Below are 23,242 nucleotides of genomic sequence, written 5' to 3' on the forward strand. Positions count from 1 at the left end.
CGTTCGTTTCGGGCCAACTTGCTACTTTGTTCAGTCCCTTTGTGTGGTGGTACGGCTGAGACCGCATGGAGGGAGGCGCTATGGGACAGGTTCTCCACGGCAGCGCCACGACGAGCGGCTGTGTTGAAGGTCAAGCGGTGAGTGGCCGCCATGGCGTACGATCGCGGACGATGGCGTTGAGCGTCACCAGGAGCTTTCGCATCACTGCAACAAGGGCAACCTTCCTCGGTCGGCCACGCTGGGTGAGCCGCTCATAGAAGGGCCGGAAGGGAGAGCCTCGCCGGATCGCGGTCAGCGCAGCCATGTACAGCACACCCCGAACAGATGTTCGCCCGCCTGCAATGGATCGCCGGCCTCGCATCAGGCCTGAGTCACAGTTGATCGGGGCGATACCGACGAGGGCCGCGAGTTGGTGGCGGCCGATGGTGCCGAGTTCGGGCAGCTGAGAGTCCGTCCGTCATGAAGCGCGTCCGATGCGTCGGACGCGCTTCATGACGGACGGGCGTGCCCTCGTCCTCGATCCGCAGCCCGCCGACGTGCAGGATCGCGACGGAGCGGTGCCGGTGCTGCGTTTGTCGCGTCGCACCTTTCCGTTCATCACCAAGGCGTTCGCCGATGCCGGCTATGCCGGAGACCGACCCGCCACGGCCATGAGCATAACCGTCGCGATCGTCCGCAAGCCACCCGGGCAGATCGGCTTCACCGCGCACCCGAACCGATGGGTGGATCAACTGCAACCGCCGCCGCTGGACGGATCCGGAGACCACCCTCGCCTCGGCCCAGGCCTTCCTCTACGCCGCCGCTGCCATGACCCTCGTCCGACGCCTCGGACGCGCTTCATGACTTATCGGACAGACTCTCAGGATGGACACGGTTGATTGAACCTTTGTGAAAACTAATCTATGCTTGAATCGAACCATTGAACTGTACAGGAGTAAGTGCATCCTGTCCCATATCTGCTCTCCGATTTATGTATGTGATAACTATATAATTGATACGATGTTCATCACTAGATCATGATCGACCCCAATTTGCTCCCCAGTTATATACTATTTCAAATATATATCAGGCCAATATTACAGATATAGATCCGGTAATTACGAATTTCCATTTCATATTTGAGCGGAACACATACATGGTTGCCATTATGAGCCCGAATAATTCAGGTGGGCTTGCCAAAAATTGCATAATAAGAATCCGCGGGAAAAATAATATTTGCTCTATCAATAGTTCTGATGAACCTTCTATCTTCCACTGCTAATCGCGAGTGCCTCTTGGGCGAAGGCCGCTGGAACCACCCAAAAAGTTACACTAAACAAGAGAGCCATTTTGTTTTTACACCATGGAATGTGTATTTTAAATAAAACCGATCCTATACTTTTCAAAATTTGTAGTATAGATCTGATAAGTATAAAGTTAATTGCTGAACACACTATGATCAACAGAATGAGTCATAGTGCCGAGTCCATATAATACTCAATTTTTGAGGCAAAATATGATACCGCGCTCACCCTTTCATGTATGTGACGCTTAATTTCAACTAGTCTGCAGATTTATACTGCAATAACTTTATATAATCGATAAATTTAGGCACAAGTAACGACATGGCTCGCTCAGCTATTCCCGGCGACGGGCGCGCCGAGGCCGTAGCCGTCGGCGATCGGATTGGCGGTGGTTTTAAGATCGGAAAGATGCGCGTTACCCGCCGCGTTCACCTGCTCGTCGGTGATGGCCTTGGTCGAAGTTGCCCAGAATGGGTTCCTTCTGCATCTGGCGCAGCGCCCGGAACGAGACGAACTGCTCGCGCTCGGCCAGGGCCTCCGGATCCCGGATGTCGGCCCGGTTCCTGAGGACGTCGGTGCCCTCGTAGACGTAGGGATCGGCGCTCATGCGACCGCTCCCCGGGCGCGGGCGCGACGCGCGTCGAAGGCTTGGAACACCTCGTCCTCGCTCACCAGCCCGGCCTCCGTCAGCAGGGCCCCGAGTTGCACGCGCAAGCTCGTCTCGTTACCCGACCCGCGCATGATCGCGACCGCCTGCTCGTCCTCGGCTGTGGTGAGAGCGGACACGAAGGGGGCCAGCTCGCGCTCGTCGATGCCCGCCGCGATGGCATCGAGCAGGGTCACGGCCTCCTCACGCTGGGTCACGAGCGCCGGCAGGTCGGCTAAGCGCATGATGTCGTTCCTCTGAACCGCCCGGCCGCAACCGGCTTCGGGCAAGGCCTCTCGATCCGTCCTGAGACGGCCCAACTCTCGGATGTACTCTCTCCCCTACCCTTACCCATCGTCGCGCCGGCGCCAATACAATCACCGTGGCGTCCGCATTACAGCGACGGGCCGAGATCCTGTCCCCTGTCGAGATCCCGGCGCAGGTCCTCTGTCCGCTGCAGGTCCTGGGTCTGCTGCTGGAGCTGCGCGCGAAGGACGACCTCGTCCAGGGTGCCGTCCTCGACGTAGGAGGCGACGTAGCCGCCGCCGCTGAGGATCTGGCGCTCCTCGGACGTGAGCCACTGATCCGGGCCGAGGCCCTCGGACGGCGAATGCCCGATCGCGCCATTCGCGCCGAAACGCCGCCCGACGGCCTCGGCGAAGGCGAGCACCTCGGCCCGCAATTCGGGCGTCGAGACAGCTTCCACGACCGCGTCGTCGAGGGCCTTCGTAGCCGGCATGCGCCCGACCTTGGCGAGCGCGGCCGCCGCGATCGGGGACACGCCCGGCACCTCGATCAGCAGGCGCTTGCCGCACTGCATCTCCGCCGCGCGGCCCTTCTCGGCCGAAGCCTCGAACTGGCCCTTGAGATTGTTGGCTGCCATCAAGGCTTGCGCAAAGGCGGTCACGGCTTTCGCCCGTTCCTCCTTATCCGCAGCCGGGACGAACCAGCCCTTGCGGCCCCGCAGCCCACCATACGGTTCGGGGTCGGACAGCAGCGCCCCGACCCGTGCGGAATAGACCTCCCACGGCTGGCGCAGTTCTGCGAAGATCGCCTTGTAGAGCGGACCAGGCTCCACGACTGCCATCGTCAGGCGCCGCTGCAACGCATCCGCCATCAGCTTCAGATGCGTCTTCGGATCGACGCGATCATAGAGGGCTTGCCTGACGGACGTCTCGTCGAGAGGGACGGCGGCGAGGAACGGCTTGAGCGGTGCCGACGGACCAGGCGTAACGGCGGCCTCAGGCGCCGCCTTGAGGGCGACGACGGGACGCGCGGCAGCGAGAGCATTCCAGGCCACGGTGAGGCGGGCCACGAGCCCGTGCAGACTGCGCCACCGCCCTTCGACCTTGGCGATCATCGAGCGCGCGCGCCGCACCAGGGCAGGGGCGAGAACGGCATGCCCGTTGAGGCCGCGCCGTTCGGCGAACGCGCTGGCCAGCGCCCGCAGATCCTGCGGCCGCACCCGGTCGGCGATCTCGGTTTCAGAGCGTTCGAGCCGGGTCAGGGCGGCCTCGATCACTGCCAGGGCCGGGGACACGGAGGCGCCGGTGGCGGGCGTATCAGCCGCGGCATCAAGCTCGGCCGCAGGCGGAGCAACCCCGACCTCGACGGCCGTGGACCCCGCTGTCGCACTGGGCGGCACCTCGGCCTCAAGCCGGTTCGCCAACGCCGTGAACCCGGCCGCCATCCGGCCGGCATCGAGCAGCGGACGATCGCTCGCGCGATCCAGCACGGCCTCGCCGTCCATCGACTCCGGTGGCTGGGTGAGCGACACCGCCGCCTCACGGAACGCGGCCTCGTCGGCGTAGTCGAGGGTCGAGGCCTTCGAGCCGTCGCGCGAAAGCCGCCGCGCCAATCCGTCGAGAGCGGCGGAGTCGAGAACATCCGACGACGGCGCAGGGCCGAGCTTGGCCCGGCGCCATTCGGGCACGAAGTCGGCGAGCGCGCCGTGCAGCGCCACCGCGTGCCGATGGCGGGTCATCGCGACGTAGCTGAGGTATCGATCCATGCCGGGCGTTGCCAGAACATGCACCCGATCGAGGGTGGCGCCCTGGCTCTTATGGACGGTCGCAGCGTAGCCGTGGTCGAGGTTACGGTAGACCTCGGCCCGCACCTCGATCCGCTCGCCGTCGCCGGCTCCGTCCCGATCGAGCTTGACCACGAGCCGACCGCTCGATGCCGTCTCGACGGTGGCTAGCATACCGTTCTTCACGCCGAGCGGCCGGTCGTTCTCAAGGAACAGAACCCGGTCGCCGGGGGCGAACATCCGCTCGCCGCGCGCCGTCATGAACCGGGCTTCGTCCACCAGCAACCCGTCGGCCTTGAGGGCCGAACGGGCCATGGCGTTGAGGGCGAGTACGTCGACGTTGGTCTGAGCCAGGATCAGCGTTTCGGTCACCCGGCCGTCGGGCTTGCGGCCGAGGTAGTCCGGCTTCCAGGCCGCGATCAGGGCCTCGCGCGCACTCTCCCGATCGGGCGAGAACCGGACCATGCCGGCCTCGCGATAGGCCTTGAGGGCAACCCCCGCCTCGCCGCGGGCAAAGGCCACGCTCGCCTGCCGCATCCAGGGTTCGGCCTGACGCCAGATCTCGGACAACTCGGCGTAGCCGATCGTCTCCGTGATCGCCCGGAAGCCGGCGCCGGCCTCGATCGGCTGGAGCTGCATGGCGTCGCCGACCAACACCAGCTTGGCGCCACGACGCTCCACCTCCTGGACGATCCGGGAGAGCTGCTCGGAGGCGACCATCCCAGCCTCGTCAAGCACGGGCGGGGAGGCTCGAGGTGGGGCGCGGCATCGGCTGGGTTTCCTGGGGCGCTCGGGACCGTCCCTGCGCGATGCGACCCCTCAAACAGGCGGCGGCGCCGCCCGCACCCCGTGAGGGGCCGCAGCGCAGCGGAGGACCGGGAGGCCTGACGATTTTGTCCCGCGAGGAATGGCGCGCAGCGCCAGGGGAAAATCGTCTGGCCGGACGGTTGCGGGCGGTGACGGCGTCTGTTCCCTTGTCGCCATCGTGTTGGGACGGTCCGTCGCTGTGGCGAACGTCGGCGCCGCGTTTCACCGACGTTTCCGCTTGGGGCGGATCGACCGGACTCCGGGCTTGCAGGATGGGGCGTGGTGGCCGTCTCCCACGCTCGCCGCTGCCTCGGATTGGCTCGGGAGGGTGCCCCCCAACGCGCCGCTGCGCCCCGGTATGGCGCCCACTCCGGACGCCTCCAGCCTCGACGCCTGACCGGCTGGGCACCCCTCGCTGGGCAGGGCCGCTTCCAGCCTGCCTCCGGTCGGCCCCGCTTTCGTGCAAACCCGGCTTCCCCGACATGCTCACCGGACGTCGAGGATCCCTTCCTGCGGCCTATCCAAGAAACCGGGCCGCCTGGCACTCGGGTCGCGTCGAGTTGGGAGCTGTTCATTCGCAGGCCCCTTATCCGAGCCTGCCCGCACCCTACTGCCCACTATCGTCTCGGGACGCTCCGTGCCTTGCCGGCTCTGATGGCACCGGCGGCTGCGGCGGCGATCCGCGACATGAATTTCTTCGAGAACCGGCCGAGCGGCTTGGCGTCCTCGAGCGCCCACGACGTAGCGGGATCGTCGGTGTTGAACTCGTCCACGATGACCCAGGCTGGCGTGTAGAGCTTCGCACGGCGGGCCTCGGTCTCGGGAACCTCTACGAAGTGATTGGACGGCCCTGGCGGCTGGCTGGTGATCGGGAACAGCAGGGGTTTGGAACGACCGTCCTTGCCGACGACGATGAGCATGACGCAGGTCGGGCGTGCCTTCCGGCCGGTCTCTTCGCCGCGATCGTGTTCCCGTGCCCAGAGGTAGGAGTAGAGGATGATCTCGCCGTGCTGGGGCTCAGTCATCGCGTCCCTCGTCCTGCGCGACGGCATCGAGCCCGGCCAGGATCTCGTCGCGCTCCGGACCCGTCAGGTCTTCGGCACGGTACGCGCGCTGCGAGCCTGTGCCGGTCAGGCGATCGAACTGCTCGGCGGTCATCAGAACGAACTTGCGCTTTCCGCGCTTGGTGATGTCCACGGGGCCACGGAAGGCTGCCTCGACCACCTCGCCCGACTTGTTGCCGAGGTCCGTCAGGGTGAAGCTTGCCATCGGTACATCCCTCGATATCCATGCAATAGCTGAATTAGCTGCTCTAGCTGAAATCGCAAGGGGCCGGCGCTCATGCGCCGGCCTTCACCCCCCGCCGGACGGGGATGCCCTTCGCGATCGCCTTGTCGGCGAGGTTGTCGGAGATCCCGCCGCCCGGGAAGTGCACGATCCCGATCGGATTCTGCTCAGGGAGAATGTCGTTGCGCCGGAACGGCGCGGCCCGCTTGTGGCGCTTCCAGTCGGGCTTGAACACCACCTGCTGGACCCGGCGGTTCTCGGCCCGCTTCGCGGCGATCAGCTCGGCGCCTTCCCCGCCACCGTGCATCAGCACCATGTCGGCGTGCTTGGCCCGCACCCGGTCAAGGGTGTCCCAGATCACCGTGACGTTCTGGTATTCCTTGCCGCTGGTGAAGGCGATCCGGGTGCCCTGCGGCAGGTGGATCTCGGTCTCCGCCCGGCGCCGCGCGTTGACGAAGTCCCGGCTGTCGATCATCGCCGCGGTCATCGTGGCCCGGTTGACCTGCGAGCCGGAGCGCGGGCGCCACAGCGACCGGGTGGTTCGGGTGAAGAGGTGGGCGGCGGCGTCGCGGGCGTACTCGAAGCTGTTGCGGTGCTCGGACAGGGGGGAGCCGCTCCAGCTCGACCGAGAGCACCTCGCTGCCGTCCTGATCGCGCTGGCTCATGCGCTGCGCCTGCTCGTTCTCGTCGAGCTTGCGATCGATCTGCTCGACCCGGCGGTGGAAGACGTTCACGAACCCCCATCGCACGTCCTCTAGGTCGTCCTCCAGGCGGGTGCCGGCGAAGGCTCCCTCGAGGGCGGTGATCGCCACGTTCAGGGCCCCATCCATCGCGCGCTTGGCCGGTAGCGGCCGGGGGTCGTCGTGCTCCTCGAACGGGCGGTAGCCGGTCAGCGCCAGCTCCTCGAGCAGGGTGGGATCGGCGGGCAGGTCCTCGTCGAGGTCGTGGGTCAGGTGGTCGAGCATCGCGCTGGTCCTTCGGGTCCGGCAGGCCAGCGTCCATCGTGGCCTTCGTGGCGACCAAAGGCCGGGCCGTTGCGCCTAAGGCCCCCGACCCGGCACCCGTCGCCCTCTCAAGAAGGCTGTGGACGCAAAGGCCCTCTCACGGGCCCGGACAGCCTGCGGATCGACCCTCCCCGAAGGCCCCGGTCAGGCCGTGATCGACTCCGCTGCCTCCTCGAACCGGAGGTGCGCCACCGCGTCGTTCGGGTCGAGCTGGGGCGCCAGATGCAGGGCGAGATCCTGCGGGCCGAGGTGGCGCAGGTCGGTGTTGAAGTCGTCCTCGCGAGGATCCAGGTCGGTCACCAGGATGCCCTCGGCTTCGGCGCGCCGGCGCAGGATCGCCGCTCCCCGCTCGCCGGCTGGATCGGCGTCGCGGGCGATGTAGAGGTGGCGCAGGCCGGGAGGAAGGATCAGGGCGGCGAGGTGCGCCCCCGACAGGGCGGCGACGTGCGGAACGCCCGGCAGGACGCGCTGGACCGACTGCACGGTCTCGACCCCTTCGCCGGCCACCATCAGATCGGACACCGCGCCGGGAAAGCGCACGCCATGGCCGAGCTGATTGCCGAGGGCCCGTCGCGGGTTGCGCAAGGCGGCCTTGTCACGCCCGTCCGCAGCGAGCCACGTCCGGCTGACGGCCATGACGGCGCCCGAGAGATCGGTGACCGTGGCAAGCAGGGCCGGATGATAGGTGTCCGGGCCGGCCGGGTCCTTGCGGCAGAGCCGGTACAGGCAGCGCGGGTGGAAGCGTAACGCGGGCTGGGTGACGGCGTGCTCGAGCCCGCGCGAGCGCAGGTAGGCCTCCGCCACGGTGCCGGCGATCGGGCGGCCGTAGCGCAGCATCCGCCGGGCCGAATCGGTGGTGTCGCGCGCCTCCGGGAGCGGGCGGGCCCGCTCCGACACGGGCGGCTGGGGCAGGCTCAGGAACCCCCGCGCCTCCTCCAGGGCACCGCGCCAACTCTCGCTGTGCTGGATCCGGAGCACGTCGAGCAGGTCGCCGTGCTCGCCGGTCGCCGCGTCCGTCCACTTGCCGCGGGCGCCCTTGCCGCTGCTCGGGCCGGTGAGCCGTACGTACAGCGACTCGCCTTGCGTGTTGTGGACGTCGCCGACACACCACCACCGGCCCTTCCGGTGGCCGTTCGAGAGGTAGCGCCGGCAGAACGCCTCGACGTTGTCGGCGAGCTGGCGGGAGAGATCCGCGGCGGTGGGATGGGTCGGCATGTCGGCCTCCGTCGGGTCCGGATATTAAGCGCGGCCGTTGACGGCGACGCAACGTAACAGGGCATGACGTTCGAGCACGGCCGTCAGGACTGCCTCCCCGCGCTCGCCGGTGGGAATGAACAGGCGGGTGCGCCAGGCGATCACCTCCGAGAACAGCCCGATCGCCTTCAGGCCCGCCCGGGCGCTGTCACTGGAGCCGATCAGTTCGATCCGGTCCTCGCCCATCATGCGCGCGCGCCTGATCTGGAGCCCGCCGGCGAGCTGCAGGCTAGCGCGCCCGCCGAGCACGGCCGCGAAGGCGTCGGCCGGGGCCATGGCGGTACCGGCGCCGAGTTTCAGCCGCTCGCGGGTGACGCAGAGGTCCTCCGGATCGACGACGCGCCCGACGATGCGCTCGCCCTCGTCGGTCACGAGCCGGAACACCCGCATGTCGATGCCCGGCAGGCGGTCCCAGATCGGCAGCAGCAACCCGGTGACCACGTACAGGGTGCGCTCCTCGAACTCCGGCAGGTTGGCGAGCTCCGTGCTCCAAGGCGGCCCGGAAGGTCTCAAGCGTGGCCTCGCCGAAGTGCGAGCGCGCGTACTGATCACGGTCGAGGATCTGGCGCTGGAGCGGGCGCACGAGGCGCACCCGGGCCACCACCGAGCCGTCCTCGCGGGTTTCGCTGGCCGCCTTCCCCATCAGCGCCGGCCGGACTTCGCGTTGACGACGGGCTCGTAGCCGTCGGCGATCAGGTCGAGCGCCGCGTCGAATTCGAGCGGCCGGAGCCGGCGCCGCTCGGCGATGGTCAACAGATGGGTGCGCGCGCCACTCTGGGGATGGGTGTAGGCCACCTCGCGGTCCGTGACGGTGAGCACCCGCACCGGGTTCTGGACCGCGAGGTCGAGCGCCATCGTGTAGGACTGGGCGTCGGTCATGCGCTCTCGCTTGGGTACGAGGGGCCGAGAGGCTCTCTCTCAGCTTTGCTGATCCCTCGATAGGGCGTTGCCGCCCCTCTCGTCTCGTTCGGCCCGGCTCACGGCCGCCGGACGACGATGGGTCGGGTATCCATCGCCTGGGCGAGCTGGCGGATCAGGGCGAGGTCGGCATCCGAGCAGGTGCCTCGCACCGCGATGTCGATCCAGTGCCCGCCGCGACCGACATGGCTGTCGCGCAGGCGGTGGTTCGACGAGGTGTAGAAGCTCTCGTTCGGCTCGCACAGGCGCACGCGCGAGGTCAGGAACACGATCCCCGAGCCGAGATTGCCGCAGAACAGGCGCTCGTCGGCGCCGGTGGTCTTCGGGCCGCCGCCGACCGTGCGCTGGCCGATCTGCCGGAAGGCCTCGGCGAAGCTCGCCGGGTTCGGCGTCGTCCGGGGGGGGGATGTGTGCCGACCACCCCACGGAAGCCGGGCCGGATCGATCCGCCCGGTCGCGATCTCGTGCAGCAGGGTCCCGAGATAGCTCGGATCAGCCGGATACGGGCAGACCCGCCACAGCGCCCGGATCGCCAGGCGCTGAGCGGCCGGGTGCGCGAAGAGACGGGCGCGGGCCCGGCGCCAGCCGGCGGCCCGCTGCCGGCGGCTCTCCTGCTGCTGGCGCTCCCATTGGCCGGTACGCCGCACCATCTCGACGTCGACGTCGAGCTGGCGCTTGGCGATCGCCGCGGCGAACAGGTGCAACGCCGCCTGCTCGCGGACCTGTTTGCGCCGGTACGCCGCGCGTTTGCACGACGTATCCTCGAACGGTGTCGGCCGCGGCCAGCGCTTGAAACGCATCACGCTGCCTCCCGCAGGGGCGCCGTCTCGTTCTCCGGTCCATCCTCCTCGATTTGTTCGCCGACACCGGCCGGGGCGAGCTCGGGCGGCAGAAGGCCGAGCAGCCAGTCGGCCGAGCGGCTGGCGTGTCCCGCTGCCTGCACGATGGCGCGGGGATCGGAGCGCAGCACCTCGAGCCAGGACGCGATGTAGTCGGCGTGGCGCACGGTGGGTACGATGCCGAGGCTGGCGCAGACGTAGGCCGCCGAGATCTCGGCCACATATCCTGACAGTCCAGCGGAAAATGGCGGTTGGAAGGTGAAAACCATCGGTGCCTCCAGCACTGCCCAAAATCCCATGGCTCCCCCGAGGCGGGGGTGGGCGGCGAGACCGACCGGGGAGGCCCGCAAGCGGTGGGGCGCACCCGGAGGGGCGAAATGAAATGGAGCAACTCGGCGAAGCCGGGCTTGCTGCACGCCGTGGCGGGCCTAGCAGGGAGCGCCGACCAGACCCGCATCGAGGGAGGCCCAACGACAGCGCCGCCGCGCCAGCGGCGTCCGCATCAAGATATGCGTGATCGATGCCCGTCGGCTACGAGCTGAAGCTTGCCTTCTTAATTCTGCGATTTTAGGATCGCCGGGAAGGCATGGCCCGTGCCTCCTCCCTCCGATTTGGGGAAGCATTCGACATGCGGGGTAACTTACTCAATCGAACGCACTCTGTTCGAGCGAATGCATAAGGAGGGGTTGCAGAAACTGCTCGAAAAGGAGGCTTTCGATGAAGTTGTCTGCTCCGATTTTCCGCCTGAAAAGACAGGCGAAGCTGCTTTCCCGCGAAACCAATGCGCCGTTGCACGCGTCTCTTGATGAGGTCGCGAAACGAGAGGGGTATCGAGGCTGGAGTCATCTCGCGAGTTCCAGTTCGCATGATCGGCCAGCGCCTAAACTACTGGCTCACTTTGTGCCTGGCGATCTCGTGCTGCTCGGTGCGCGCCCCGGTCACGGCAAAACCCTGCTTGGCGTCGAACTGGCCGTAGAAGCGGCGCGAGCGGGTCACCGCAGCTTCTTCTTCAGCCTGGAGGAAACCGAATCGAGCATCTCCAACCGTCTTCAAGGCCTCGGCTTCGACATGGACGAAACCGGAAACGCTCTGGTGATCGATACGTCAGACGCCATTTGCGCCGATTATATTATCGAACGTGTAGGACATGGTCAGGACGACAGCGTGGTAGTGGTCGACTATCTTCAACTACTGGATCAAAGGCGACGAAATCCCGAACTCGCAGTTCAGGTCAAAACGCTCGCGGGCTTCGCCTGTATAGCGTCAACGATCATCGTTGCGATCTCTCAGATCGATCGCTCGTTCGACATGGAAGGCAAACCTCTTCCGAACCTATCGAACGTTCGACTGCCCAATCCCGTCGACTTGGCTCTTTTCACGAAGACTTGCTTCCTGCACAATGGAGAGATGCGGGTCGATGCGGTGAACTGAGATAATATAGGGAAGCGGCCGAGCCCGCGAGGGATCGGCCGCTCAGCCTTGGTCGCTGCTGGGTCATGGCTGCTGGGCGTGCATCCAGTCGGCTGCCGCCTGCGCCTTGCTCGCCGCGGTAAAGATCGCCCGAGGCTCGTCCTTGAGAAGTTGTAGCCACGAGGTGATGTAGGCCGCGTGGTCGCCTCGCGGTTCGTGCGCGATCCCGAGGTCGGCGAGCAGGAACGATGCGGTCTGTTCGGCGGTCGCTTCCTCCATGCCGAGTGCGTGCCTGGTCCACTTGGCGCCGAAATCCCGGTCGAGCCGATGGGCTGCGCCGCTGGCATGAGCTGCCTCGTGAATATGGGTGGCGTAGAATCCGTGGGCATCGTGAAAGGCGCTAGAGCGGCGACCTTTTAATCGGACGCATATCCCTTGTCCTTGAGGAAGTTCCAGCACTCCTGCGGCTCGAACAGCCCGCAGATGTCGCCGATGGCACGCCAGAGGGCGTCGAAGGTGCGCGCCTTGGCCTTGCGCAGGTGAGCTTTGAGCTTGGCGAAGGCCTGCTCGATCGGGTTGAGGTCGGGCGAGTAGGGCGGCAGGAACAGGAACCAGGCGCCGTGCTGCTTCAGGCAGGCGGCGGCCTTGGGGCTCTTGTGGACGGCGAGGTTGTCGAGGATGACGACGTCACCCTTGTTCAGGGTCGGGGCGAGTTGGGTCTCGACATAGGCCTCAAAGGCGGCCCGGTTCATCGCCTTGTCGATCACCCAGGGCGCACTCAGGCGGTCGCAGCGCAGCCCGGCGATGAAGGTCTGCGTCCCCCAATGGCCAAAGGGCGCCTTGGCGTGCAGCCGCGTGCCCTTGCGGCTGCGCCCGCGCAGGCGGGTCATCTTGGTGGTGACGGAGGTCTCGTCGAGGAAGACGAGGCGATGGCAGGCCTTCCGCATCAACGGCTGGCGCTTTGTGCGCCATTCATGACGATCCTCAGGGATGGGTGCGCGACCGCGTTCGGCGGCCATCAGGGCATTTTTTTATACGTGAAGCCGCGCTGGCAGAGGAAGCGTGACAGCGCCCCCGGCGTGACCGTCACGCCGTGCTCGGCCAACAGCCGCTCGGCCAGTTCCGGCATCGTGATGTCGGGCGTGGCCTCAACCGTCGCGATCAGAAAGCCTGCCACCGGTGCTCGCTTGCCGCTGCCCTTGGGCCGCCCTTGTGCCGCGGGTGCGACCGACCCGGTTCGGGCTCGGCGTTGCGCCAGCTTGACCGCACAACTGGGGCTGACGGCGAAGCGACGGGCCGCGCCACGGCGCGAGTGCCCTTCCTCAACCCAACGGCTGATCCGCTCACGAAGGTCCAGCGAGTAGCATTCGCCCATGATCCACCTCCAAGCAGAAGGGAATGATACGGTTTCCGCTTGATCAGTTCGGGGGGATTCCGGCTGGTGCGGTGTGGGGTTAGCCTGTGCGCCTTTGGCGGAGGCGGACATGGCTCACATCGCCGACCATCTGAGCGTGGAGGAACTAGGCCGGCGGGCTCGCACCAGCGCGGACGCCTGCGCGGCGCGGCACTATTAGGCGATCTGGCTTCTGGCCCAGGGGCAGACGGTGCCGGAGGTCGCCGCCGTCACCGGCTTCGTGTCGCGCTGGCTGGAGCAACTGGCTCGCCGCTACAACCAGTTCGGCCCCGACGCGCTGGGCGACCGCCGCCACCGCAACGGCGCAACCGCCCGGCTTCTGACCCCCGCGCTTCTGGACCGCCTGCGCACGCGCCTGGAAACGCCGCCGCCCGATGGCGGCACCTGGACCACGACCAAGATCGCCGCCTGGATGGCTCAGGACCTCGGCCTCGTCTCGGTCTACCCGCAACGCGCCTGGGACGCGCTGCAGGCGATCGGCTGGACGATCCAGGCGCCGCGTCCGAGGAACCCGGCTGCGGCCAGTCCTGACGAGCAGGCCGCCTTCAAAAAAAACGCGCCGCCCTTCTCGCCGAGGAAGAAGCACGCCAGCCCGACCGCCCGGTCGCGCTCTTCTGCACCGACGAGCACCGCATCGGGCTGAAGCCGGTCACCCGCCGGATCTGGGCCCCGCGCGGGCAGAGGCCGACCGCACTCGGCCACCACCGCTATGAATGGCTCTACGTCACCGCCTTCGTCGCGCCCGCCACCGGCGAGAGCCACTGGGACGTCGGCAACGGCGTCTCCAAGCCGCTGTTCGAACGCCTGCTGGCCGCCTTCGCCCGCGAGGCCGGCGCAGGCCCGCAGCGCACGATCATCCTGCTGCTCGACGGGGCCGGCTGGCACACCCAACCGGGCTTGTGCGTGCCGGATGGTCTGCGGCTCGTCTACCGGCCGCCCTACCCCCCCGAACTCCAGCCCGCCGAGCACCTCTGGCAACTCGTCGACGAGCCCATCGTCAACCGGCACTTCGACCGGATGGCCGAGGTCCAAGACCGCATCGAGCAAAGATGCCGCCACGTCGAAGCTCAACCGCACACCCTGCGTGACAACACCCTCTTCCACTGGTGGCCGCAGAAAAACAGACCGAACATCTAATCAGCCGGAAACGGCATCAAACCAACGCTTCCACCGCAACCCGCGATTCTGATTTCAGACACGAGGCTCTAGCTGCCGTGCTAGCGTAGCCGCACCGTGCCGATCCGCCCCGAACACCGCCACTTCTACCCGATCGACTGGCCGCAGCTCTCGGTCGCGATCCGCTTCGGCCGCGCCGGCGGGTTGTGCGAGCGCTGCGGGCGTCCGCATGGGCGGGTCATCGTCTGCGTCGATGACGGGAGCTGGTACGACGCCGACGGCGGCGTCTGGCGCTCGGGCCGGGGCCGGATTCTCCGGCGCACGCCCGACCTGGCGAGCGCCCGGTTGACCCGGCCGATCCTGGCCACCTGCCACCGCGCCCACGACACGAGCCTCAACGGCCCCACCGATCTCGCCGCCTGGTGCCAGCGCTGCCACCTGGACCACGATCGGCCGGAGCACATCCGGCGGCGGCGCCTGACCTTTCTGCGCCGCCGGGCGCTGGGAGACCTGTTCCTCGGGCCGTATCCGGTGCTCTGAATGCTGGTCGCATCCGACAGGTCCCGTCTGGCCGGGCTGATCGATGGGAAGGATCGCGCCCTGCTCGCGGCGTTCCTGCGCGACGAGGGGACGGCGTTCGGTCTGAACCCGTTCCCGTCGACCACGGCCGTCGCCGCGCACCTGACCTGTGCGGGTCTGGCGTTCGAATATCCGATCCTCGGCATCCACTCGGCCGGCCTACCGTGCCTGCTGAAGGCGCTGGCGGCGTTGCCGAAGGCGACGCCGCTCACGCGCTGCATCCTGAAATCCACGGGGCATACCTGTAACGTGTTCATCACCGCCGAGGGGGCCTGTGTCGGCGCGTACTTTTAGGGGAAGGCCGGGGTGCCTCTTCCGGTATTCGCGCCGGCTGCGCCCAAGCCGGCGCCGCGCAAGGGCCGGACGCGCCAGACGAAGGCCGAGCAGCTCGATCTCTTCTTCGACGTTGCCTGAAGCCGCCCAAGTCATTCCTAAAATACTCGATCCGCGCCAAATCGACGGATACGGAAAGCCGCCCAACCCTGTACTGTCTTGTCTTATCAGTCGATCATGGGCCGTAGCGCGCCTAGATCATTCGGCAGATGGCTACAATAGGAGTGTATCTGTCACGGCAATTGTAGATCATTAATTTTATTCAGCTAAGTCCGGATTTTAGGAAATATGATGCGGTCTAGCACCATGACCCGTGTTGCGCCAAATGCCGTTGGACCTGAGGGAAGTTCCGCGCTCCTGCAAAGTCATCTGGCCGCGATATCGACGGTGATCGAGCGGATGCGGCAGGAAATCGCCGAGCTGCGGCATGAGCAGGAGACCGGCCGCACCTGCGACGAGTTGAACGCGGTGGTTCAGGGGACCGAGCGGGCCACCAACACCATCCTGTCGACCGCGGAAGCCGTCGATGCCCCGACCCGCGGGATCGCCAAGCGGAGCCGCGACGAGGGGACCCGGGCGGACGTGATGGCGATCCAGGATCACGTGCAGACGATCTTCGAGGCCTGCAACTTCCAGGATCTCACCGGCCAGCGCCATCGCGAAGGTGGTGAGGACGATCGAGTTCGTCGAGGAGCGGATCGTCGAGATGGTGCGCCTGTGGTCCGGTTCGAGCGCGGCGGCTCCGACGCTGGCGCGCCGCGAGCGGACCGGCAAGTCCGCGCTCCTGAACGGTCCGGCGCTGCCCGGTGCGGTCAGCGTATCCCAGGATGCCATCGACGCGATGTTCCCTTAGGCCAACCGGGAGCGAGATCCATGATGGGACAGACGCTTCTGATCACCGACGATCCGGGTCGGAGCGCGGATCTCGTGGGCGGTCTCGATCCCGGCTTGGCGTACCGGGTCCACGACCTGCGTGACGAGGCGGATCCGGCCGAGGCCGCGGCGGTGCTGGTCACGGATGTGGCCGATCTCGGGGCGGCCAACGTCGAGCGCCTGCGCCAGCTTCTGGCACGGACGCGCCGCGGTACTCCGCTGGTCGTGCTGCTGCGCCAGGACACGCCGCAAGCCCGCCTTCAGGCACTGGCGCTCGGGGCGAGCCGGACGGTGAGGGCTCCCTTCGACCTGGGCCGGCTCCGGCGCGCGCTGGGCGCGGCGGAGGATCGGGCGGAGACCGTGCCGGCCGAGGCCCGGCGACGGGCCGAGGCGGTGCGCGCCTTCTACGGGTCGGTCTTCGTGGCCGGCGGGCCGGTGACGCCGGTCGTGGTCGACAACGGCACCGACCTCGTCGCGCGGGCGGTCCAAGAAACCGGCATCCGCGACTGGATCCGGGCGGTGCGCCGCTTCGACGATGCTACGCACCAGCACTGCCTACTGGTGGCCGGGCTGGCCGCTGCCTTCGCGGCGAGCCTTGGCCTCGGACCTTGCGAGCGCCATCGGCTGACCAAGGCGGCGTTGCTGCACGATGTCGGCAAGATCCACGTCCCGGCCGCGATCCTCAACAAGCCGGGCAAGCTCGATGCAGCGGAGAAGGCAGTGATGCGCCTGCATCCGGCGCAGGGCGAGGCCATGCTGGCCAACCAGGGCTTCGAGCCGGAGTTCCTCGGCGTGGTGCGCTCGCATCACGAGATGCTCGACGGCTCCGGCTACCCGGACGGGCTCGTGCGGAGGGCGATCCCCGATCTCGTGCGTGTGGTGACGGTGTGCGACATCTACGGCGCCCTGATCGAGCGCCGGTCCTACAAGCCGCCGATGGCGAGCGAGGCCGCCTACGCGATCCTCCAGGGGATGATGGGCCGCCTCGATCCGGCGCTGGTGAAGGCCTTTCATCCCATCGCGACGGCTTTCACCCCAAGCTTCCCCCTCGACACCTGACCTCGGTTTAATGGGCGTACCATGCACATCGTCCTCGTCGATCCCAGCGGCGTGATCCGCAAGACAATCTCGGGAATGCTCATCGCGGCCGGACACACCGTGGTGGCGTTCTCGGACTCGGCCGCGGCGCTGGCGCAGGTCGCTGCCGATCCGTCGGTGACCTGCGTGCTCACCAGCCTTGAGGTTCAACCGCTCGACGGGCTGGAGCTGTGCTGGTCGCTGCGGGCTCTGGCCGACGATCGGCGCCCCCTGACGATCCTGGTGATGTCCTCCGCACGGGAAAGGCGGCCGCTGGACGAGGTACTCGATGCCGGCGCGGACGACTTCCTGATGAAGCCGCCGGAGGCGCAGGAGTTGCGCGGGCGCCTACGCTCGGCCGAGCGGGTGCTGAAGCTGCAGCAGGCGCTGATCCGGCAGGCCGACACCGACCACCTGACGCAACTCCTGAACCGCGGTGCCTTCATGCGTCAGGCCCAAGCGGCGGTCGAGAGCGCGGCGGTGAGCCGCCCCCTGGCGGTGATGCAGCTCGACATCGACCATTTCAAGAAGATCAACGACCGCCATGGCCACGACGTGGGGGATCTGGTGATCCGGCACATCGCTCAGATCCTACGGGAGACCGGTGCGATCGCCGGACGGCTGGGCGGGGAGGAGTACGCACTGCTCCTCCTGGACCACAGCCTGGGCGCCGCGGCGGTGGTGGCCCACCGCGTCCGCAGTCAGTGCGCCGGCTCGGCGCTTCTGGAGCGAAGCTGTCCGCTTCGCTTCACGGTCAGCATCGGGCTGAGCGAGTGGTCCGAGGGGGACAGCGTCGGCACGCTGCTCAAGCGAGCGGACGTATCGCTATACGCGGCCAAGGAGGGCGGCCGCAACCGCGTGGCGATGACAAGCTCCACGTTGAAGACCGAGTTCGTGAGCTAGGGGTGCAAACCCGATGAACCTAAAAGAGAACTCCGACGGGACGAATGAAATAACTTACGCTTTCAGCTACCGGATATGAGTCAAAATAATACCATAGGTAACATTATACTATTAAGGACGAGGGTTTGGCCGAGAAATCCTCACAGATACAGACCACATGAATATCGGATATACAGATAATAATGGCAAATTTCATAAATATGGAACGACCCCAAAGTCATCCGAAGTGTCCACTGATCGCGTGATTGCGTCCGGAATGGACTTACCACCCTTGCCAGTAAATCCATTGGGGCACAGCTGATTCAGAGGGTGTTGTTTTAATCAAAGCATCTCCACTTGGACAATATGATGCATACGCCGCAGTAATTATAGACGAAAAATACAATACATCAAAATCCTTCATCGTCCTGACTTGCAATGATTGTATCTTGTGCCATCCATTATAAATGATTTATTTGTTTTCACTACGGTATTTATAACGGCCGAAGTCTTGTCTGGACTTTTCTCAATTTCGTCTCTTTTGGGCCAGTTAGCTCCCTGACCTTCGAGGCAGTCCGACTTATACGTATTCTTTTGTGATAGCTTGAATGTTTTGCAGACTTGATAATGCACAGAGAAGTTATGACCATCAAAATAAATCCCGGCCGCACCACCAATTCCACCACAGCCGACATCAGGCGGCAGGTAGAAGCCTTTCTCAAGAGAGTCGATGCCTTCGGTTCTTGCGGATGCAGGAATAATAGCAAAAATGATTGCGATGCATCTTGATCGAACGGTAGCGAGCATTTGCATAGACTTTCCTAGTTCTTCTCTCCAAGAACAAGGCCGGGGGATTTAGACGGACCGCTTTCACTCTGAATGAGCTGATCTCCCGTGATTCCGTTGGGAGTCGGACCTTCCGTGGGCGTGTCGCAAACGCGATCGCCCCGTCGTTTACCCAACGTTGACCATGCTGGCCGCATGGCGCCTCCGTTTCCGGAGGGCGCCCCATGATCCTGTCTGCCATGGCCGCCAAGCTCAAGCGGCGCGCCAAAGGTGACTTCAAGGGCCGGCACTATGAGGCTGCGCTCATCGTCCAGGCCGTCTCCTGGTACCTGCGCTATCCGCTGAGCTACCGCGACATCGAGGTGCTCTTCCTGGAGCGCGGCGTCGAGAGCGACCACTTCCGGGTCAAGAAGAACATCCCTCGGATCGGCGGCTTCCAATCCTTCCACACGGCTCGACGCACGATCTGCGGCTTCGAGGCCATGCTCTGGCTGCGCAAAGGCTTCGACTTTGCCGGCGCCTGGACCGTCCGCGAGCAGAACCGGCTACTCGGAGTCTGCTTCGGACTTCAGGCAGTTAACAAAACCTGAAAACGCAGTAGATCCAGCCTTTGCTGCGGCCTATGGCACGGCTTGCGACAGGCCCCTTTCCGTGACCCGGCTACGGATCGAAGATTGAATAGCCTGCATCATCAGCAGTGTTTAAGCAATCAATATTTGAGAAATGCACTCGCGTTGCAGATCTCATCGACCCCAATGACTGTCTTCTGGGTGTGCACGCTGCCGGTCGCGAGCGGATTCCTGCGGCAGGTATCGGGCGTGCGAGCTGAAAGGCCGTCGATGAGTCGATACGAGTTCGATCAACCGGGCGTCAGTCTCGCGATCGGCTGGGATGCCCCGCTCTCCACTTTCTACCTCCAGATCTGGAACGAGGCGCTGCACACCGCCGAAATGGATGAGGAGGAGCGCGCCTCACCACAGATCTGGTTCGGAACGGAGTACGCGGAACACCTCACTCCAGGCCTCCTGCTCGCGCTCGCACGCCAGCATCTTCCGAGCCTCTCCGAGGACATCGAGGTGTGTCTGATGCGCGATATGACCGAGGAGTTGGCCCGGCCGCTCTCCCCCGATCACGTTGAGATCCGCCAGATGATGGAGACATTGCTGGGCGAGCTTTCTCCTGTGCCGGAGGCCCCACAGCGCTCCTCCGCCGAGCAGGTGCGTGTGGACACTGAGGCGCTCTTCAAAGGGAGCACCTCGCATCCGGGTCCCAGGCAGTCAGAGTGAAGCTGCTGCACGGTCGCGGATCGCCCTGATCCTCCACGCGAGCCCGCGCGATGTGGTCGTCACCCGCAGGGCCGAAACCCGAAGGGGTTCGGGGAGCGAAGCGAGTAGGGCACGGTTCCGCAGGAACGCGCCCACTCTTCGTCTATTAGCATAACCCTGGATTGTCGTGCCCATGATCGATGGAGCGATCCAAATCATCATGAGCATTCCGTCTATGATTACGATCCATATCTCGAAGCGGACAGGCAGGCGCCAGGACCTAATATTATAGAAAGTCAATTGAATGGTATATTTGAGATTTAGCTGACATCGGCTTTATCCGCCGCCTTCGATGTTGGTAACATGGTTCGCTGTGTGAGATCCCGCGGTTGCGCGGGGTTTTTCTCATCGAGTACGCGATAAACGCTTCTGCGTGAGATCCCCAGTGCGCGAGCGATGGCGGTCGGCCCCTCCCCTGCCGCATGGCGCCGACGGATCTCCTCCTCGGGCACGGATTTCGGCCGGCCCTTGCCGGCGTAGACGCCGGCCGCCTTGGCGGCTTCGATCCCGGCGCGCTGGCGCTCCAGGATGAACTTGCGCTCCATCTCGGCCACCATCCCAAGCACAGTGACGACGATCCGTCCGACGTCGCCGCCGGTGGTCAGCTCCGGATCGAGGATGCGCAGGCAAGCGCCCTTCTGGTCGAGTTCGTGCACGAGGTTCAGCACGTCGCGGGTCGAGCGGCCGAGCCGGTCGAGGCGGACCGCCACCAGCTCGTCGCCTTCGCGCAGGAACTGCATCACGGTGGCGAGCTCGGGCCGGTCGTCGGCGGATTTGCCCGACATCTTTTCCGAGCGGATCACGGTGCAGCCGGCGGCCTTGAGCTTCTCGAGCTGGATGGTGAGGTCCTGATCGGTCGAGGAGACGCGGGCGTAGCCGAAACGGGGCATTTTGGGCCTTCGAACGTGCCAAAAGGGTGGCCTGCACACCTATCATGTAGCATAATTCGAAAATGACCGTTTTGCCTCATACGGAAGCTGTGCCATGAGGTCGAGGCGTAACGGTATACCCTTTTTGCGGCACCCATCCACCGGATGGAAATCCATCCCTGGCAACCGAACCCGTTTGGGTCTAGCTACGCGCTTCATGCATATGGAGCGATAATTGCCATGGAATCGCGATCTACGAAAATCGTTGACGGGGGCAAACTCGTCATTCCTGCAAGCTTCCGCCGCGAACTCGGCGTTCAGGTCGGTGATACAGTGGTGATGGAGATGGTGGATGGCGAGCTTCGGGTACGATCTCGCAATGCTGCTATCGACGAGATCCAGAAGATTGTTCGGGGCTTGGTGCCCGAAGGGGTCAGCGTGGTCGACGAGTTCCTAGCCGACAGGCGCGCCGAAGCGGCCAAGGAGTGACCCCGTGGCCATGAAGTACGCGTTGGACGCGTCAGCCCTGCTCTGCCTATTGAATCAGGAAGAGGGACAGGACCGCGTTCGTGCCGCGCTGTCCGAGTCGGCCATGTCCGCCGTGAACCTCTCTGAGGTCATCGCCAAGCTCGTGGAGCGTGGAGGGGCCGTCGCGACCCTTAGCCGAGCGTTGGACCACCTGCACCTCGCAGTGGTCGAATTCGATCGCACTCAGGCGGTCGAGGCTGGCGCGCTCCGGCTGGCCACGCGCCAGGCCGGCCTGTCCTTCGGGGACCGCGCCTGCCTGGCCCTGGCAAAGACGCGCGGCCTCGTCGCCCTGACGGCGGATCAGGCGTGGGCACAACTGGACGATGCCGTCGGCATCACGGTCGAGCTGGTAAGTTGAGGCGATGGCGGGCGCCGCGGCCCTCGCAGCGATCGCGACCGGGCTGAACGAGCGGCAGCAGGCCTATCTGTTCGCGGCCTACGATGAGGATCAGGCCCGCGAGGCCTCCCACCAGCGCCCCGGCGGGCCGCCGGCCCGGCAGTGGCGCTGGATCGAGTATGGCCCCGTCGGCCACAGATGGCTCGACGGGCCGGGATCTCGCCTGCTGCGGGCCAAGCTGGCCGAGTCCGGCATGATCAGCCAGAGCACCGGCGCCACCTGGGTGTGGATCGGCATCGGCTGATGCCCCCTCCCACGAGCCCACTTAAGTCATTGCAGCATCGTCTGAACCGCGCTGATAGATGGTTTCACGATCGGCCCCAGTCTTGACCCCAACCAAAATGCGTATTTTCATGTTATAGCAATTAGGTAGCGAGAATTTTGCCAGGGTCATGGTTCGGGTCTGGCTGACTTTCGATGCGGTTGCCTCCCCCGGCGCCGATCAGCCGCGCTTCGAGCAGATCGAGCTTGGCCCGGCCGTACATTTGCCGCTTCACGAGTTTGAGGCGGGTGATCTGCCCCTCGGTCTGGCCGTTCGACCACGGCTCGGATCGCGCCGCGGTAACAGCCGCCTTGTCCCTTGCCAGGCCGTTCGCGAAGGATGCGAGGAGACCGCAGGCAGCCGTATCGGTCCAAGTGTCGAGGTCCAGATGTCTCCGCTCGCGGATCATGGCCTGGAAGCCAGACAGGAGCGAACGGGCCTCGTCGAGCGCCGGGACCGCTGCCTCGATCGTCGCCACCGTCACGGCCTCGGCCTTACTCAAGTTGTCCCGACCGCTCGTCATCAGCCGCGCGAGGAGGCGCGCAGACGGGACCTTGCCGGGCGCACGCTCGGGAGACTGCTCATGGCGTCGGCGGCGGGTCGCGCACTCTCCGACGACGCGCAGGCTGCCGGTGAATCCGCTTGCGCGCAGGCGTCGCCACAGTTCGGCACCGTTGCGCCAGCCGGCCGTCCACTCGGCATCGAGCCGGGGTAGATAGGCCTCCAGGCTGCTCTGGCGCGCCCGGAACACGTCGCCGGTCAAGCCACGCAGCACGGTGCGCACGAGCTTGCGGCTGTGGCCGGTCGTACGGACGATCTGCCGGATCGGAACGCCCTGTCGCGACAGCGTCAGGATCGCCTCGGCAGTCGCCGCCTGTGTTTAGGCGTGGAATAAGGGTTCATCCGCACTTTCGGTGCTGGCGAGACTCCGTTCGGCCAAGCTCTACGGGTCGACTTCAGGCAGCAAGGGCGCCGCGCAGCTGCTCCTGACGGCCAGCGACAATCCTGAGCGCCTGCGCTCGGAGGCAGGCTTCGCGGCGTTGTGTGGCGTGAGCCCCGTGCCGGCCTCGTCGGGAAAGACGGTGCGCCATCGCCTCAACCGAGGCGGTGATCGCGCAGCCAACAGCACGCTGCACATCATGGCCATCGGGCGACTGCGGACTGACGCGCGGACCAAGGCGTACATGGCCCGCCGGATTGCAGAGGGCCACTCCAAGCTGGAGGCGATCCGCTGCCTGAAGCGCTACATTGCCCGTGAGGTGTTCACGCTCATCACCCGCCGGCAGAAGGCGATCAATCAGACCCGCATCGCGGCTTGACACAC

At 65.6% G+C, this 23,242-nt stretch carries 25 protein-coding genes and 7 pseudogenes; 14 read left to right on the plus strand and 18 right to left on the minus strand.

Features of this window, described 5'->3' with window-relative positions; genetic code table 11:
* Positions 1–130: 130 nt before the first annotated feature.
* Positions 131–448, minus strand: a pseudogene (locus tag E4V01_RS22595) (transposase); the annotation flags it as partial.
* A gap of 46 nt (positions 449–494) precedes the next feature.
* On the opposite strand from E4V01_RS22595, the pseudogene E4V01_RS22600 reads away from it, so the two are divergent.
* Positions 495–843 (plus strand): annotated as a pseudogene (locus E4V01_RS22600) (IS5/IS1182 family transposase); the annotation flags it as partial.
* An 855-nt stretch (positions 844–1,698) separates the two neighbouring features.
* Here the strand turns inward: E4V01_RS22600 and E4V01_RS22605 are convergent.
* The 11 genes and pseudogenes from E4V01_RS22605 to E4V01_RS22655 form a co-directional block, all read right to left on the minus strand.
* Entirely contained in the window at positions 1,699–1,890 is a 192-nt protein-coding gene (locus E4V01_RS22605; RefSeq protein ID WP_245517658.1) for a hypothetical protein, read from the minus strand.
* Positions 1,887–2,174 carry a hypothetical protein gene (locus E4V01_RS22610; protein ID WP_135299909.1) on the minus strand — a complete coding sequence of 96 codons (288 nt, stop codon included), beginning with the start codon at positions 2,172–2,174 and terminating at the stop codon, positions 1,887–1,889. Before E4V01_RS22610 ends, E4V01_RS22605 begins: the two co-directional genes overlap by 4 nt.
* 149 nt (positions 2,175–2,323) lie before the next feature.
* Entirely contained in the window at positions 2,324–4,696 is a 2,373-nt protein-coding gene (locus E4V01_RS22615) for an AAA family ATPase (protein WP_256371273.1), read from the minus strand.
* A 686-nt stretch (positions 4,697–5,382) separates the two neighbouring features.
* On the minus strand, positions 5,383–5,790 hold the full coding sequence (locus E4V01_RS22625; RefSeq protein WP_135299911.1) for a hypothetical protein: 408 nt from the start codon (positions 5,788–5,790) through the stop codon (positions 5,383–5,385).
* Positions 5,783–6,034 (minus strand): type II toxin-antitoxin system Phd/YefM family antitoxin, encoded by a 252-nt coding sequence (locus E4V01_RS22630; protein WP_135299912.1) that lies wholly within the window; start codon positions 6,032–6,034, stop codon positions 5,783–5,785. The genes E4V01_RS22625 and E4V01_RS22630 overlap by 8 nt, the downstream gene beginning before the upstream one ends.
* A gap of 70 nt (positions 6,035–6,104) precedes the next feature.
* Positions 6,105–7,017 (minus strand): annotated as a pseudogene (locus E4V01_RS22635) (DUF2493 domain-containing protein).
* A 183-nt stretch (positions 7,018–7,200) separates the two neighbouring features.
* Entirely contained in the window at positions 7,201–8,271 is a 1,071-nt protein-coding gene (locus E4V01_RS22640; RefSeq protein WP_135299913.1) for a toprim domain-containing protein, read from the minus strand.
* A gap of 24 nt (positions 8,272–8,295) precedes the next feature.
* On the minus strand, positions 8,296–8,823 hold the full coding sequence (locus E4V01_RS26335; RefSeq protein WP_245517659.1) for a hypothetical protein: 528 nt from the start codon (positions 8,821–8,823) through the stop codon (positions 8,296–8,298).
* A gap of 129 nt (positions 8,824–8,952) precedes the next feature.
* Positions 8,953–9,189 carry a hypothetical protein gene (locus E4V01_RS26340; RefSeq protein ID WP_060768950.1) on the minus strand — a complete coding sequence of 79 codons (237 nt, stop codon included), beginning with the start codon at positions 9,187–9,189 and terminating at the stop codon, positions 8,953–8,955.
* A gap of 98 nt (positions 9,190–9,287) precedes the next feature.
* Positions 9,288–10,028, minus strand: coding sequence for a hypothetical protein (locus E4V01_RS22650; protein ID WP_135299914.1), 741 nt, complete (start codon positions 10,026–10,028; stop codon positions 9,288–9,290).
* Positions 10,028–10,288 (minus strand): annotated as a pseudogene (locus tag E4V01_RS22655) (zincin-like metallopeptidase domain-containing protein); the annotation flags it as partial. The pseudogene E4V01_RS22655 and the gene E4V01_RS22650, both read right to left, overlap by 1 nt.
* A 496-nt stretch (positions 10,289–10,784) precedes the next feature.
* Between E4V01_RS22655 and E4V01_RS22660 the strand changes: the two are divergent.
* A complete protein-coding gene (locus E4V01_RS22660; protein WP_135299916.1) occupies positions 10,785–11,498 on the plus strand; it encodes a DNA helicase in 714 nt (237 codons plus the stop codon).
* A 63-nt stretch (positions 11,499–11,561) separates the two neighbouring features.
* Here the strand turns inward: E4V01_RS22660 and E4V01_RS22665 are convergent, their stop codons facing one another.
* Positions 11,562–11,936, minus strand: a complete 375-nt coding sequence (locus tag E4V01_RS22665) for a zincin-like metallopeptidase domain-containing protein (protein WP_371688539.1) — start codon at positions 11,934–11,936, stop codon at positions 11,562–11,564.
* Positions 11,894–12,852, minus strand: a protein-coding gene (locus tag E4V01_RS22670) for an IS630 family transposase (RefSeq protein WP_135299931.1) whose coding sequence is annotated in 2 segments (ribosomal slippage) — positions 11,894–12,502 and positions 12,505–12,852 — 957 coding nt in all. Because the reading frame shifts where the segments join, the coding sequence is not laid out codon by codon here. The genes E4V01_RS22665 and E4V01_RS22670 overlap by 43 nt, the downstream gene beginning before the upstream one ends.
* Positions 12,853–13,063: 211 nt before the next feature.
* Between E4V01_RS22670 and E4V01_RS22675 the strand changes: the two genes are divergently transcribed.
* The 4 genes and pseudogenes from E4V01_RS22675 (at position 13,064) to E4V01_RS22690 (ending at position 14,880) form a co-directional block, all read left to right on the plus strand.
* Positions 13,064–13,534, plus strand: a complete 471-nt coding sequence (locus E4V01_RS22675) for a winged helix-turn-helix domain-containing protein (protein ID WP_305847215.1) — start codon at positions 13,064–13,066, stop codon at positions 13,532–13,534.
* Positions 13,513–14,028 (plus strand): annotated as a pseudogene (locus tag E4V01_RS25870) (IS630 family transposase); the annotation flags it as partial. The gene E4V01_RS22675 and the pseudogene E4V01_RS25870, both read left to right, overlap by 22 nt.
* A 96-nt stretch (positions 14,029–14,124) precedes the next feature.
* Complete coding sequence (locus E4V01_RS22685) at positions 14,125–14,547, plus strand: hypothetical protein (protein WP_135299919.1); 423 nt, start codon at positions 14,125–14,127, stop codon at positions 14,545–14,547.
* Complete coding sequence (locus E4V01_RS22690; RefSeq protein ID WP_135299920.1) at positions 14,548–14,880, plus strand: hypothetical protein; 333 nt, start codon at positions 14,548–14,550, stop codon at positions 14,878–14,880.
* Positions 14,881–15,198: 318 nt separating this feature from the next.
* On the opposite strand, the gene E4V01_RS25875 is transcribed toward E4V01_RS22690, so the two are convergent.
* Positions 15,199–15,753, minus strand: a complete 555-nt coding sequence (locus tag E4V01_RS25875; RefSeq protein WP_193763284.1) for a hypothetical protein — start codon at positions 15,751–15,753, stop codon at positions 15,199–15,201.
* 42 nt (positions 15,754–15,795) lie between these two features.
* On the opposite strand from E4V01_RS25875, the gene E4V01_RS22700 reads away from it, so the two are divergent.
* Complete coding sequence (locus E4V01_RS22700; protein ID WP_135299921.1) at positions 15,796–16,851, plus strand: HD-GYP domain-containing protein; 1,056 nt, start codon at positions 15,796–15,798, stop codon at positions 16,849–16,851.
* A gap of 21 nt (positions 16,852–16,872) precedes the next feature.
* On the plus strand, positions 16,873–17,772 hold the full coding sequence (locus tag E4V01_RS22705; protein ID WP_135299922.1) for a diguanylate cyclase: 900 nt from the start codon (positions 16,873–16,875) through the stop codon (positions 17,770–17,772).
* A 399-nt stretch (positions 17,773–18,171) separates the two neighbouring features.
* Here the strand turns inward: E4V01_RS22705 and E4V01_RS22710 are convergent, their stop codons facing one another.
* Positions 18,172–18,558, minus strand: a complete 387-nt coding sequence (locus tag E4V01_RS22710; RefSeq protein WP_135299923.1) for a hypothetical protein — start codon at positions 18,556–18,558, stop codon at positions 18,172–18,174.
* 203 nt (positions 18,559–18,761) lie between these two features.
* On the opposite strand from E4V01_RS22710, the gene E4V01_RS22715 reads away from it, so the two are divergent.
* On the plus strand, positions 18,762–19,127 hold the full coding sequence (locus E4V01_RS22715) for a DDE-type integrase/transposase/recombinase (RefSeq protein ID WP_135299924.1): 366 nt from the start codon (positions 18,762–18,764) through the stop codon (positions 19,125–19,127).
* Between the two features lie 84 nt (positions 19,128–19,211).
* Positions 19,212–19,823, plus strand: a complete 612-nt coding sequence (locus E4V01_RS22720; protein ID WP_135299925.1) for a hypothetical protein — start codon at positions 19,212–19,214, stop codon at positions 19,821–19,823.
* Between the two features lie 299 nt (positions 19,824–20,122).
* Here the strand turns inward: E4V01_RS22720 and E4V01_RS22725 are convergent, their stop codons facing one another.
* Complete coding sequence (locus E4V01_RS22725; protein ID WP_245517660.1) at positions 20,123–20,752, minus strand: recombinase family protein; 630 nt, start codon at positions 20,750–20,752, stop codon at positions 20,123–20,125.
* Positions 20,753–20,971: 219 nt separating this feature from the next.
* Here E4V01_RS22725 and E4V01_RS22730 point away from each other — a divergent pair, with 219 nt between their 5' ends.
* Genes E4V01_RS22730 through E4V01_RS22740 form a run of 3 tightly spaced genes read left to right on the plus strand, consistent with a single transcriptional unit; the run spans position 20,972 to position 21,900 of the window.
* Positions 20,972–21,220 carry an AbrB/MazE/SpoVT family DNA-binding domain-containing protein gene (locus E4V01_RS22730; RefSeq protein ID WP_060768959.1) on the plus strand — a complete coding sequence of 83 codons (249 nt, stop codon included), beginning with the start codon at positions 20,972–20,974 and terminating at the stop codon, positions 21,218–21,220.
* A gap of 10 nt (positions 21,221–21,230) precedes the next feature.
* Complete coding sequence (locus E4V01_RS22735; protein ID WP_135299932.1) at positions 21,231–21,617, plus strand: type II toxin-antitoxin system VapC family toxin; 387 nt, start codon at positions 21,231–21,233, stop codon at positions 21,615–21,617.
* 4 nt (positions 21,618–21,621) lie between these two features.
* Complete coding sequence (locus E4V01_RS22740) at positions 21,622–21,900, plus strand: hypothetical protein (RefSeq protein ID WP_135299926.1); 279 nt, start codon at positions 21,622–21,624, stop codon at positions 21,898–21,900.
* A gap of 187 nt (positions 21,901–22,087) precedes the next feature.
* On the opposite strand, the pseudogene E4V01_RS22745 reads toward E4V01_RS22740, so the two are convergent.
* Positions 22,088–22,795: pseudogene (locus E4V01_RS22745) on the minus strand (transposase); the annotation flags it as partial.
* 82 nt (positions 22,796–22,877) lie between these two features.
* Between E4V01_RS22745 and E4V01_RS22750 the strand changes: the two are divergent.
* Positions 22,878–23,237 (plus strand): annotated as a pseudogene (locus tag E4V01_RS22750) (transposase); the annotation flags it as partial.
* Positions 23,238–23,242 lie beyond the last annotated feature (5 nt).

The organism is Methylorubrum sp. Q1, from assembly GCF_004683995.1.
In the GTDB taxonomy this organism is placed as follows: domain Bacteria; phylum Pseudomonadota; class Alphaproteobacteria; order Rhizobiales; family Beijerinckiaceae; genus Methylobacterium.

Excerpts from the sequence above, each read along its gene's own strand:
- E4V01_RS22640 (WP_135299913.1), bottom strand. The coding sequence starts at position 8,271 with ATGCCGACCCATCCCACCGCCGCGGATCTCTCCCGCCAGCTCGCCGAC.
- E4V01_RS22715 (WP_135299924.1), top strand. The coding sequence starts at position 18,762 with ATGATCCTGTCTGCCATGGCCGCCAAGCTCAAGCGGCGCGCCAAAGGT.
- E4V01_RS22610 (WP_135299909.1), bottom strand. The coding sequence starts at position 2,174 with ATGCGCTTAGCCGACCTGCCGGCGCTCGTGACCCAGCGTGAGGAGGCC.
- E4V01_RS26340 (WP_060768950.1), bottom strand. The coding sequence starts at position 9,189 with ATGACCGACGCCCAGTCCTACACGATGGCGCTCGACCTCGCGGTCCAG.
- E4V01_RS22625 (WP_135299911.1), bottom strand. The coding sequence starts at position 5,790 with ATGACTGAGCCCCAGCACGGCGAGATCATCCTCTACTCCTACCTCTGG.
- E4V01_RS22650 (WP_135299914.1), bottom strand. The coding sequence starts at position 10,028 with ATGCGTTTCAAGCGCTGGCCGCGGCCGACACCGTTCGAGGATACGTCG.
- E4V01_RS22710 (WP_135299923.1), bottom strand. The coding sequence starts at position 18,558 with ATGCTCGCTACCGTTCGATCAAGATGCATCGCAATCATTTTTGCTATT.
- E4V01_RS22700 (WP_135299921.1), top strand. The coding sequence starts at position 15,796 with ATGGGACAGACGCTTCTGATCACCGACGATCCGGGTCGGAGCGCGGAT.
- E4V01_RS22705 (WP_135299922.1), top strand. The coding sequence starts at position 16,873 with ATGCACATCGTCCTCGTCGATCCCAGCGGCGTGATCCGCAAGACAATC.
- E4V01_RS22725 (WP_245517660.1), bottom strand. The coding sequence starts at position 20,752 with ATGCCCCGTTTCGGCTACGCCCGCGTCTCCTCGACCGATCAGGACCTC.
- E4V01_RS22740 (WP_135299926.1), top strand. The coding sequence starts at position 21,622 with ATGGCGGGCGCCGCGGCCCTCGCAGCGATCGCGACCGGGCTGAACGAG.
- E4V01_RS22660 (WP_135299916.1), top strand. The coding sequence starts at position 10,785 with ATGAAGTTGTCTGCTCCGATTTTCCGCCTGAAAAGACAGGCGAAGCTG.
- E4V01_RS22690 (WP_135299920.1), top strand. The coding sequence starts at position 14,548 with ATGCTGGTCGCATCCGACAGGTCCCGTCTGGCCGGGCTGATCGATGGG.
- E4V01_RS22730 (WP_060768959.1), top strand. The coding sequence starts at position 20,972 with ATGGAATCGCGATCTACGAAAATCGTTGACGGGGGCAAACTCGTCATT.
- E4V01_RS22630 (WP_135299912.1), bottom strand. The coding sequence starts at position 6,034 with ATGGCAAGCTTCACCCTGACGGACCTCGGCAACAAGTCGGGCGAGGTG.
- E4V01_RS25875 (WP_193763284.1), bottom strand. The coding sequence starts at position 15,753 with ATGGCATCCTGGGATACGCTGACCGCACCGGGCAGCGCCGGACCGTTC.
- E4V01_RS22605 (WP_245517658.1), bottom strand. The coding sequence starts at position 1,890 with ATGAGCGCCGATCCCTACGTCTACGAGGGCACCGACGTCCTCAGGAAC.
- E4V01_RS22735 (WP_135299932.1), top strand. The coding sequence starts at position 21,231 with ATGAAGTACGCGTTGGACGCGTCAGCCCTGCTCTGCCTATTGAATCAG.